This is a genomic window from Saccharopolyspora sp. 6V, assembly GCF_020176785.1.
GTDB classification, from domain to species: domain Bacteria; phylum Actinomycetota; class Actinomycetes; order Mycobacteriales; family Pseudonocardiaceae; genus Saccharopolyspora_C; species Saccharopolyspora_C gregorii.
Genome location: NZ_JAIUKB010000148.1, coordinates 19417 through 29632 on the forward strand (window position 1 = coordinate 19417; position 10216 = coordinate 29632).

The 10216-nt window shown below is 73.7% G+C and carries 11 protein-coding genes; 7 read left to right on the forward strand and 4 right to left on the reverse strand.

The features are described from left to right. The first annotated feature begins 39 nt into the window (after nt 1-39). The 7 genes from LCD35_RS25310 to tsaD all read left to right on the forward strand — a co-directional run bounded on the left by LCD35_RS25310 (nt 40) and on the right by tsaD (nt 5828). The gene (locus LCD35_RS25310; protein WP_224962372.1) at nt 40-621 is read left to right on the forward strand and encodes a vancomycin high temperature exclusion protein; all 582 of its coding nucleotides are present in this window, start codon (nt 40-42) and stop codon (nt 619-621) included. A gap of 370 nt (nt 622-991) precedes the next feature. Further along, a complete protein-coding gene (locus tag LCD35_RS25315) occupies nt 992-1882 on the forward strand; it encodes a 3-keto-5-aminohexanoate cleavage protein (RefSeq protein ID WP_224962374.1) in 891 nt (296 codons plus the stop codon). After that, complete coding sequence (locus tag LCD35_RS25320; RefSeq protein WP_224962376.1) at nt 1882-2841, forward strand: 3-hydroxyacyl-CoA dehydrogenase NAD-binding domain-containing protein; 960 nt, start codon at nt 1882-1884, stop codon at nt 2839-2841. The genes LCD35_RS25315 and LCD35_RS25320 overlap by 1 nt, the downstream gene beginning before the upstream one ends. Continuing rightward, complete coding sequence (locus LCD35_RS25325) at nt 2838-3266, forward strand: thioesterase family protein (RefSeq protein ID WP_224962378.1); 429 nt, start codon at nt 2838-2840, stop codon at nt 3264-3266. Before LCD35_RS25320 ends, LCD35_RS25325 begins: the two co-directional genes overlap by 4 nt. Before the next feature lie 260 nt (nt 3267-3526). After that, nucleotides 3527-4285 (forward strand): tRNA (adenosine(37)-N6)-threonylcarbamoyltransferase complex dimerization subunit type 1 TsaB, encoded by a 759-nt coding sequence (gene tsaB / locus LCD35_RS25330; protein WP_225045074.1) that lies wholly within the window; start codon nt 3527-3529, stop codon nt 4283-4285. Next, nucleotides 4282-4773: a ribosomal protein S18-alanine N-acetyltransferase gene (gene rimI, locus LCD35_RS25335; protein WP_224962382.1), complete on the forward strand. Its 492-nt coding sequence runs from the start codon at nt 4282-4284 to the stop codon at nt 4771-4773. The genes tsaB and rimI overlap by 4 nt, the downstream gene beginning before the upstream one ends. After that, nucleotides 4770-5828, forward strand: a complete 1059-nt coding sequence (tsaD, locus tag LCD35_RS25340) for a tRNA (adenosine(37)-N6)-threonylcarbamoyltransferase complex transferase subunit TsaD (RefSeq protein WP_225045075.1) — start codon at nt 4770-4772, stop codon at nt 5826-5828. Before rimI ends, tsaD begins: the two co-directional genes overlap by 4 nt. An 82-nt stretch (nt 5829-5910) precedes the next feature. Here the strand turns inward: tsaD and LCD35_RS25345 are convergent, their stop codons facing one another. The 4 genes from LCD35_RS25345 to allB form a co-directional block, all read right to left on the reverse strand. Continuing rightward, nucleotides 5911-6357: a MarR family winged helix-turn-helix transcriptional regulator gene (locus LCD35_RS25345; RefSeq protein ID WP_224962386.1), complete on the reverse strand. Its 447-nt coding sequence runs from the start codon at nt 6355-6357 to the stop codon at nt 5911-5913. Nucleotides 6358-6663: 306 nt separating this feature from the next. Then, complete coding sequence (locus tag LCD35_RS25350) at nt 6664-7560, reverse strand: helix-turn-helix domain-containing protein (RefSeq protein WP_224977655.1); 897 nt, start codon at nt 7558-7560, stop codon at nt 6664-6666. Between the two features lie 161 nt (nt 7561-7721). Further along, on the reverse strand, nt 7722-8849 hold the full coding sequence (alc, locus tag LCD35_RS25355) for an allantoicase (RefSeq protein ID WP_225045076.1): 1128 nt from the start codon (nt 8847-8849) through the stop codon (nt 7722-7724). After that, nucleotides 8846-10201, reverse strand: a complete 1356-nt coding sequence (gene allB / locus LCD35_RS25360; protein ID WP_225045077.1) for an allantoinase AllB — start codon at nt 10199-10201, stop codon at nt 8846-8848. Before allB ends, alc begins: the two co-directional genes overlap by 4 nt. Between the last annotated feature and the right edge of the window lie 15 nt (nt 10202-10216).

Consider the following 10216-nt stretch of genomic DNA (forward strand, 5'->3'; position numbering starts at 1 on the left):
GCTGTCGGCGACCGGGCCGCGGCACGGCACACTTGCCCCGTGCGCAGGCGATGGTGTGGTGCGGCGGGTGCCGCGGTGGTGCTGGCCGCGCTGCCGTCGTGGTGGGTGCTGGCGCGCAGCCGCGGCCGGGTGCGGACGGTGGCCGACGTGCCCGCCGCCGAGGTCGCGCTGGTGCTGGGCGCCGGGGTGCGCCGCGACGGGCTGCCGAGCCGGATCCTGCAGGGCAGGCTCGCCGTCGCGGTGGAGCTGCACCGGGCGGGCCGGGTGCGGTGGATCCTGGTCAGCGGCAGCCCGCACTCCCGCGGGTACAGCGAACCGGTCGTGATGCGGGACTTCCTGCTGCGCCACGGGATTCCGGAGCGGGCGGTGGTGATGGACGAGTCCGGTGTGGACACCTGGGCGTCCTGCCGCGGCGCGGTCGCGGACTTCGGGCTGCACGCGGTGACCGTGGTGACCTCGAAGTTCCACCTGCGCCGGTCGATCGCGCTGTGCCGCCGGGCCGGGATGGACGCGTACGGGGTGGGGCACGACGCGGCGGCGGACGGGTTGCGCCGGGTGTCGGCGCGGGGTGCGCGGCGCGAGTTCCTGGCCGTGGCGAAGGCGTTCTGGTTCAGCCGGTGATGCGGCGCGGGCGGCGCGCCGGGTTCGCTGCTCCCGTGGTTCGCCCTGTCGGGGTTCGCCCTCACGTGGCCCACCCTGGTTCGCGGTCACGTGGCCAGCCTTGGTTCCCCCTCACGTGGCCTGCCCCGGTGTCGCGCTCCCGCCGCCTTCCCCGCCCTGGTTCGCCCGCCGAGGGGCACGCCGTCCGGACCGTGCGATCAACTGAGTCGATGATCAGTTCTCCTCTGCGATCGCGATCAGCACTTCCGCTTCCGCACTGACCGTTCCGCTTCCCAGCTCAGCTCTCCCCGGACGGAGCATTGCGAATTTCGCAACGCTCTTGCTAGCGTCACCGCGGCCCGCGCCGGGCCGACCGCGACAGGGAGGGCGCATGAACGAGGAAGTGATCATCACCGCCGCGTTGACGGGAGCGGGCGACACCGTCGGCCGCAGCGAACACGTACCGGTGACCCCCGAGCAGATCGCCGAGTCCGCCGTGCAGGCCGCCGACGCGGGCGCCGCCGTGGTCCACATCCACGTGCGCGACGTCGAGACCGGCCAGGGCTCCCGCGAGGTCCCGCTCTACCGCGAGGTCGTGCGCCGCATCCGCGAGTCCGGTGTGGACGTCGTCATCAACCTGACCGCCGGGATGGGCGGCGACCTGGTGATCGATCCGGACGACCCGCTCAAGCCCGTCGACGGCACCGACCTGGTCAACGGCCTGGACCGGCTGCCGCACGTCGAGGAGCTGCTGCCGGACATCTGCACCATGGACTGCGGCTCGCTGAACTTCGGCGAGGGCAGCCAGCTCTACATCAGCACGCCCGACATGCTGCGGGCCGGCGCGAAGCGCATCCAGGAGCTCGGCGTGAAGCCCGAGCTGGAGATCTTCGACACCGGGCAGCTGTGGTTCGCCACCAAGCTCATCGACGAAGGCCTCATCGACCCGCCGCCGCTGTTCCAGCTGTGCACCGGCATCCCGTACGGCGCCCCCGCCGACCCGGGCGTGTTGCAGGCGATGGTGAACATGCTGCCGGAGGGCGCCAACTGGGCGAGCTTCGCGATCGGCCGCAACCAGCTGCCATGGGTGGCGCAATCCGCGCTGCTCGGCGGCCAGGTCCGCGTCGGGCTGGAAGACAACCTCTACCTGAGCAAGGGCGTGAAGGCCACCAACGCGCAGCTCGTCGAGCGCGCCGTGACGATCATCGAGGGCATGGGCGCGCGGATCGCCACCCCCGACCAGGCGCGCGCGAAGCTCGGCCTGAAGCGGCGGACCTCCTGATGGCAGCCCCGGTGGCACCGGAAGCGGTGCGCGAGGTCGCCTGCATCGGCGCGGGCGTGATCGGCGGTGGCTGGGCGGCGCACTTCCTGGCGCGCGGTTACCGGGTGACGGCGTGGGACCCGGCGCCGGACGCGGCGGAGAAGCTGCGGCGGCTGGTGGACGCGGCATGGCCCGCGCTGACCGAACTGGGCCTGGCACCGGGCGCGTCCCGGGACGCGCTCACCGTCACCGCCACCCTGGAGGAAGCGGTCGCCGGCGCCGAGTTCGTGCAGGAGAGCGCCCCAGAGGACCTGGAGCTCAAGCAGGACCTGCTGGCCCGCATCGACGCGGCCACCCCGCCCGGCGTCGTGGTGTCCTCGTCCACCTCCGGCTACGGCATGACCGAGATGCAGCAGCGCTGCGCCACCCCGGAACGGCTCGTGGTCGGACACCCGTTCAACCCGCCGTACCTCATCCCGCTGGTGGAGGTCGTCGGCGGCGAGCGCACCGACCCGGAGGCGGTCACCTGGGCGTCCCGGTTCTTCGAGGTCGCCGGGAAATCGGTGATCACCATGGACCGCGAGGTGCCCGGGTTCATCGCGAACCGGCTGCAGGAGGCGCTGTGGCGGGAGGCGCTGCACATGGTCGCCGAGGGCGAGGCGACCGTGGAGCAGATCGACGCCTCCATCACCGAAGGCCCCGGGCTGCGGTGGCCGTTCCTCGGGCCCTGCCTGACCTTCCACCTCGCGGGTGGCGAAGGCGGCATGGCGCACATGCTCGACCACTTCGGGCCGTCGCTGAAGTCGCCGTGGACGCGGCTGGAAGCACCGGAGCTCACCACCGAGCTGCGGGACCGGATGGTGCAGGGCTGCGAGGAGACCGCCGACGGGCGCAGCATCGCCGAGCTGGTCGCCGACCGGGACCGCGCGGTCATCGCCGTGCTGCGCGCGGTGCGGGCCGTCCGGGGCGGTGGCGCGTGAGCGAGTTCCGGCAGCGGGTGCGGCCCGAGTGGATCGACTACAACGGGCACCTCAGCGAGGCCTACTACGTGCTGGTGTTCGGCTTCGCCACCGACGCGGTGATGGACGGGCTCGGCCTGGACGCCGCGTACCGGGAGACCGGCCGCTCGCTCTACACCGTGGAGGCGCACGTCCGCTACCTGCGCGAAGTCGGGCCCGACGCGGAGCTCGTGGTGACCTCGCGGATCGTCGGCGGCGGGCCGAAGAAGCTGGTGCTGTGCCACGAGATGGTGGTGGACGGGACGGTGGTGGCCACCGAGGAGCTGCTGGCGCTGCACGTCGATTCGGCGGCGGGCCGTTCGGTCCCGTTCCCGGACGAGATCGCGGCGCGCATCGCCGAGCGCACCGAGCGGGCGCCGGACTACGCGGGTCGCGCCATCGGCTGAGCGGGGAATCAACGGACCGTTCGTCCCATCCCGTTGGACCAACGGTCCGTTCACCCCGCCCGGTCCCGAGTCAACGGACCGTTCGTCCCATCCCGTTGGACCAACGGTCCGTTCACCCTGCCCGCCCCGGGTGCACGGACCGCCCGGTTGGACGAACGGTCCGTTCACCCCGAGCGGAGTGCGCGGGGTTCGTCGTGGCCGGGGTGCCGCCCGGCACCCGGGACACGTCGGTGACCTGGGGTGACGTAGCCTTTTCGGCTGTGCTCGTCATCGCGCTGGACACTTCGACGCCCGCGGTCACCGCAGGGCTGGTCGCCTTGGACGGCGGCGGGCCCCGCCCCCTCGCACAACGCGTGACGGTGAACGCCCGGGCGCACGGCGAACTGCTCACCCCGCACCTGATGGCGGCGGTCTCCGAGGCCGGTCACCGGCTGGCGGACGCGGACGCGATCGTCGTCGGCTCCGGGCCCGGTCCGTTCACCGGGCTGCGGGCGGGCATGGTGACGGCCGCCGCGCTCGGGCAGGCCCTGGACGTCCCGGTGCACCCGGTGTGCAGCCTGGACGCGATCGCCGCCGCGGTTCCGGAGACGGCCGCCGCGCAGGGCGTGGGCGCCGCCGGCGGCGAGCCGGGTGCCGCCGTGTCCGGCGCCGCCGCGGGCGGGATGCGGCTGCTGGTCGCCACGGACGCGCGCCGCAAGGAGGTGTACTGGGCGGCCTACGGCCCGGACCGGGAGCGCCTCACCGGCCCGCACGTGCACCGCCCGGCCGACGTGCCCGCGGAGATCGCCGAGCTGGACCTGGACTTCGCCGCGGGCGAGATGGCCTCGGCGCACGGCGACGTGTTCGGGCTGCCGGTCCTCGACACCGAGTACCCCACCCCCACCGGCCTGGTGGCGGCCGCGCGGCACGACCTGCACAGCGGGGAGGAACCGCTGCCGCTGGTGCCGATGTACCTGCGCCGTCCGGACGCCACCGCGCCCGGCCCGCGCAAGCAGGTCAGCCCGGAGGCGGCGTCATGAGCACCCCGTTCATCGCGAAGCTGCGGCGGAACGACCTGAAGCGCTGCGCCGAGCTGGAGCAGGTGCTGTTCCCCGGCGACGACCCGTGGTCGCTGGAGTCGTTCGCCGCCGAGCTGGACCGCGGCCACCACTACCTGGGCGCCTACGACGAGGCGGAGCAGCTGATCGGCTACGCCGGGCTGTCGCTGGCCGGACGGCCACCGGAGGTGGACGCGGAGGTGCACACCATCGGCGTCGATCCCGCGCACCAGGGCCGCGGGGTGGGACGGGCGCTGCTGCTGCGGCTGCTGGCCCGCGCCGACGAGCACCGCGCCACCACGTTCCTCGAAGTGCGCACCGACAACGACCCGGCGATCGAGCTGTACCGGAAGAACGGGTTCGAGATCGTCGGCCTGCGCAAGCGCTACTACCAGCCCTCGGGCGCGGACGCGCACACGATGCGCAGGCCCGCGGCCGACCCCACTGCGGAGGGAGGTGGTGCGTCATGACCACCACCGACCGGATCGTGCTCGGCATCGAGAGCTCCTGCGACGAGACCGGGGTCGGGCTGGTGCGGCTCGGCGCGGACGGCTCGGTGGAGCTGCTCGCGGACGCCGTGGCCTCCAGCGTCGACGAGCACGCCCGCTTCGGCGGCGTCGTGCCGGAGATCGCCAGCCGGGCGCACCTGACCGCGATGGCGCCCACGATGCGCCGCGCGCTGGACGAATCCGGGCTCGAACTGTCCGATGTGGACGACATCGCGGTGACGGCGGGACCCGGCCTGGCCGGTGCGCTGATGGTGGGCGTCGCCGCCGCCAAGGCGTACTCGGTGGCGCTGGACGTCCCGCTGTACGGGGTGAACCACCTCGGCGGGCACGTCGCCGTGGACACCCTGCAGCACGGTCCGCTGCCGCCGCGCTGCCTGGCGCTGCTGGTCTCCGGCGGGCACAGCCAGCTCCTGCTGGTGGAGGGCATCGCGGAGCGGATCACCCAGGTCGGCTCCACCATCGACGACGCCGCCGGGGAGGCCTACGACAAGGTCGCCCGCATCCTCGACCTGCCGTACCCGGGCGGGCCGCCGATCGACGGGCTGGCCGAGCAGGGGAATTCGAAGGCGATCGCGTTCCCGCGCGGGCTGACCGGTCCGCGGGACGCGCGGCACGACTTCTCGTTCTCCGGGCTGAAGACCGCGGTGGCCCGCTGGGTCGAGGGCGAGCAGCGGGCGGGCCGGGAGATCCCGGTCGCCGACGTGTGCGCCTCGTTCCAGGAAGCCGTGGCGGACGTGCTCACGTTCAAGGCGGTGCGCGCGGCGCAGGACCTCGGGGTGGGCACGCTGGTGATCTCCGGTGGCGTGGCGGCGAATTCGCGGCTGTCCGCGCTGGCCGCGGAGCGGTGCGCGGCGGCGGGGATCGAGCTGCGGGTGCCGCGGCCCCGGCTGTGCACCGACAACGGCGCGATGATCGCCGCGCTCGGCGCGCACGTGGTGGCCGCGGGCGCGAAGCCGTCCCCGCTGGACCTCTCCGCCACGCCCGGCCTGCCGGTGGAGACGATCGTCCTGAGCTGACCGGCCCGCAGGGTCGGACCGGGCAGCCGGTCGAGCTGGCCAACCGGTCGAACCCGGACAGCCGGTCGAGCCCGGCGGCCGGTCAGCCGGACCGCTCCCGCAGCGAGTAGATCATGCCCTTGAGCAGCCGGAACGCCTCAGCCTGCTCCGCTTCGGTCAGCTCGCCGAGCATCCGGCGCTCGACGTCCCGGACGGCCGCGCTGGCCTGCTCCAGGCTGCGCCGGCCGCTGGGCGTGAGCCGTGCGGGCAGCGCCTTGCCGACCGGCGCCTCGGCGGGCCTGGTCACGTAGCCGTCGCGCTCCAGGTTCCGCAGCAGCACGTTCATCGACTGCCGCGTCACGAACGCGCCCCGCGCGAGCTCGGAGTTGGACAGGCCCGGCCGTTGCGCCAGCAGCTCCAGGCAGGAGTAGTGCGTGACGGTCATCCCGAGCGGCCGCAGCACCTCCTCCATGGCGGCGCGGAGCGTGCTCGACACCTCCTTGAGCAGGTAGCCCAGGGACGTCTCCAGCTCAACACCGGAACCACTCATGTCAGCATTCTGACATGAGTGGCTGCTTCTGTTGCCCAGCACTGGGGTGGCGGAACCTCAGCGGTTCCCTCGCTGCGGGATCTTTTTCCCAAGTGGCTCCGCCACGAGGGAAAAAGCTGTCCTCGCGAGGGAACCGCTGAGAACCCGCTGGTGGTCACCTTGCTCTGGTGGTCGGCGGCTCAGCGGCTTCGCCGCTGACGGGAAACGGACACGACTGCGGGGCACGGGTGGAAATCAGCGGACCGGTAGCTCAGAAATCGCGGCCACACCAGGAACGCGGGCGGCGAGGGAACCGCTGAGGTTCCGCTACCCGAGCCCTGCGCAAACCGAGTTCGAAGACGGAGAGACCTCCTCCACCGGGATCCACAGCTCGGCTTCGCCGCGGGTGCCGTCCTCGGACACCTCGGTGCGGAGGAGTTCCGGGCCGGGCCTGCTGCGGTAGGGGTTCGACGGGAACCACTCGGTGTAGACGTCGCGCCACAGGTACTGGATCGCGTGCGGGAACTCGCCGGAGACCTCGAACACCGCCCAGGCCCCGGCGAGGACGGCCAGCGAGTCCAGGTCGTCCGGACCGGGATCCCGGGTCACCGCCCCGTGGTAGTAGTCGAGCGTGGTTCCCTCGGCACGGCTGTCGTCCAGGTCGTCGGTGGCGGCGATGATGCCCGCCGGTTCCTGGTCGGACAGGGCGGCGATGCGCCGCAGCTCGTCCGGGCCGATGCCGCGGACGTGCTCGACGATCGCCGGGTTGGGGCCTTCGTGCACGAGCGGTACCCGGGCCCTCCGGCCGACGACGTGGAACGCCTCGCGGCGCACGATGCGGTAGCGCATCTCGCTGCTCCCTTCGACGGTGAGCCGGAAGGAGATCCGTTGCTGGGACCGCAGCGCGGCGCCGTCGCGGCGGGCTTCGCCGGGGCCGACGCCGTGCACCGCGCGGAACGCCCGCGCGAACGCCTCCGCCGAGCCGTAGCCGTACCGGACGGCGATGTCCAGCAGCGTCCGCCGCCCGGCGAGCACTTCCGCCCCGGCGAGGGTGAGCCGCCTGCGCCGCAGGTACTCCGAGAACGGCATGCCCGCCAGCGCGGAGAACATCCGCCGGAAGTGGTACTCGGAGGTGGCCGTGATCCGCGCGAGCTCGCCCACGTCGACGGTGTCGCCGAGGTGCTCCTCCGCGTGGTCCAGGGCCGCGTTCAGCCGATCCAGCACCGGGTCCTCCTTCCTCCTGGTGCGCACCACGCTAGGTCGGCGGTGCCGCGGCGCACCCGACTTCCGGTGCCCGCTCCGATCGGTCGGCGGAAAGCCAGGCCGGTCGGGCGGAAAGCCCGGCCGGGCAGCGGCAATCCCTGCCGCTCGGCGGAAACGGCCGCTCAGCGGAAGGCCGCCGCCAGCGCGGTGTCGGCGTCGGGACCGGACGCGGCGGCGAGCTCGGCGGCGGTGTCCGCCGGGACCCCGCAGTCGAGCAGCACGGCCCGCGCGTACTCCGGCGGCACCGCGGCGGACCAGCGGCGCACCAGATCGGCGTGCCCGTCGGCGGTGGCGGTGCCGTGCAGCCGCAGCCGCGCCATGCCGCCGTCCGGGTGCACGTCGAGCCGCACGTGGGTGAACTCGGCGCCGGAGTGCAGCCGGAACCGGTGCCGGGTGTCGGGTTGCAACCGGGTGCGCGGCAGGATCTCCCGCCACGCCGCGGGATCCGCCGGATCGGCCACCCGTCCGTCCACACCGGACAGAGTCGCCCAGCCGGGCGCGTTGCCGACGAAGTGGCTGGTGTCGAGCTCGGCGGCGGTGAGCACGCCGGCGGCGGCGAGCCCCACCTCCACCCAGTCGTTGCCGTCGTCGCGGCGCCGCGCGGTCTCCCAGCCCTCGCCCATCACGGCGGCCCGGCCGGGCGCGAGCAGGTTCGACGGCGAGCTGTAGAACATGTTGCTGCACCCGGTGACGTGCCCGCCGTGCTCCAGCGCGGCCAGGTCGAACTCGCCGCGCGCCCACCGCGGGTCGGCGACGGGTTCGCCGCGGGCGCGCAACCGGGCGATGCCGCCGTCCGGGTGCATGCACAGCTTCAGGTGGGTGCAGCGCAGCGCGGTGTCCACGTCGAAGGAGTTCTCGGTGTCGCCGCGGACCGGCGAGGCGGGCAGCAGCTCCACCCAGTCGGCGTCGAGGAGTTCCGCCGGGCTCGGGTAACCGTCCACGGCCGCGCCCTGCACGGACACCTCGGGCGGGTAGTTGCCCGTGAAGAACGCGGTGTCCACCACGAGCCGCCGCACGATCCCGGGCAGCCCGAGGCGGATCAGCGCGAAGTCGTGGCCCGGTTCGCGACGCCGCCGGGTCTCCCACCCGTCGTAGACCTGTCCTTTGTGGCCGAACGTGTAGGGCTGGTAGGCGGGCGCGGCGGGTTTGATCAGGTTCTCGCGTTCGGCGAACAGCTCGTCGTTGGCGTGCACGACGGCGCCGCCGACGGCGCGCGAGGCGAGTTCGGGCAGCGCGGACCGGTCGTTCATGCTTCTCCCCTGCTCAGCAACGTTCCTCGTGGTGGGCCTGCGACGTCGACGGGTTCGCCGCGCAGCCAGGTGCGCCGGACGCGTCCGGCGAGCGCGCGGCCCTGGTAGGCGGTGACGGGGTTGCGGTGGTGCAGTCCGGCGGCGTCGACGACGAAGGCGTCGTCGGGGGCGAACGCGCACAGGTCGGCGTCGGCGCCCGGTTCGACGGCGCCCTTGCGGTGCAAACCGGCGATCTCCGCGGTGCGCCCGGCCATCCAGCGCACCACGTCCGCCAGCCCGTGCCCGCGCAGCCGGGCCTGCGTCCACACCGCGGCCAACCCCAGCTGCAGGCTGGACACGCCGCCCCAGGCGACGCCGAAGTCGCCGGTGTCGAGCCGCTTCAGCTCCGGCGTGCAGGGCGAGTGGTCGCTGACGACGCAGTCGATGGTGCCGTCGGCGAGCCCCTGCCAGAGCCGTTCGCGGTTGGCCGCTTCGCGGATCGGCGGGCAGCACTTGAACTGGGTGGCGCCGTCCGGGATCTCCTCGGCGGTGAAGCAGAGGTAGTGCGGGCAGGTCTCCACGGTCACCCGCACCCCGTCCGCCTTCGCGGCGGCGATCATCGGCAGCGCGTCCGAGGAGGACAGGTGCAGCACGTGCACCCGCCCACCGGTGCGCCGCGCCAGGTCGAGGACCTGGGCGATGGCCACGTCCTCCGCGCCGCGCGGGCGGGAGGCGAGGAAGTCGCGGTAGTGCTCGCCGTGCGGGCTGGGTGCGGCGTCGATCGCTGCCGAGTTCTCGGCGTGCACGATCAGCAGCGCGTCCCGGGTGGTGAGCTCGGCCAGCGCCGCTTCCAGCCCGGCGGCGTCCAGCGGCGGGAACTCGTCGACGCCGGAGTGCAGCAGGAAGCTCTTGAACCCGAACACCCCGGCGTCGTGCAGCGGCCCGAGGTGCTCCCGGTTGCCGGGGATCGCACCGCCCCAGAAACCGACGTCCACGTGCACCCTGCCGCGCGCGGATTCCCGCTTCACCGCGAGGGATTCGGGGTCGACGGTCGGCGGGAGGCTGTTCAGCGGCATGTCCAGCAGCGTGGTGATGCCGCCCGCGGCGGCGGCGCGGGTGGCGGTCGGGAAGCCCTCCCACTCGGCGCGGCCGGGGTCGTTGACGTGCACGTGGGTGTCGACGAGGCCGGGCAGCAGCACCTCGTCGTCGGCGAGCTCCACGGTGCGCGCGGCGGGCGGCGGCGCGTCGTGCGGTGCGACGGCGGCGATGCGTCCGTCGCGAACGGCGACGCTGCCCGCGGTCTCGCCGCGCCGGGCGGGGGGGCGCCGCGCGCGGGGGCCCCCCGCGTTGCGGGGGTGTGGTTTTAACCACAGACGCGGGCGCCGCGA

What these genes read in the sequence shown, in the direction of transcription:
- LCD35_RS25315 (WP_224962374.1), top strand. Translation starts at nt 992, where the DNA reads ATGAACGAGGAAGTGATCATCACCGCCGCGTTGACGGGAGCGGGCGAC.
- LCD35_RS25320 (WP_224962376.1), top strand. Translation starts at nt 1,882, where the DNA reads ATGGCAGCCCCGGTGGCACCGGAAGCGGTGCGCGAGGTCGCCTGCATC.
- rimI (WP_224962382.1), top strand. Translation starts at nt 4,282, where the DNA reads ATGAGCACCCCGTTCATCGCGAAGCTGCGGCGGAACGACCTGAAGCGC.
- tsaD (WP_225045075.1), top strand. Translation starts at nt 4,770, where the DNA reads ATGACCACCACCGACCGGATCGTGCTCGGCATCGAGAGCTCCTGCGAC.
- LCD35_RS25345 (WP_224962386.1), bottom strand. Translation starts at nt 6,357, where the DNA reads ATGAGTGGTTCCGGTGTTGAGCTGGAGACGTCCCTGGGCTACCTGCTC.
- alc (WP_225045076.1), bottom strand. Translation starts at nt 8,849, where the DNA reads ATGAACGACCGGTCCGCGCTGCCCGAACTCGCCTCGCGCGCCGTCGGC.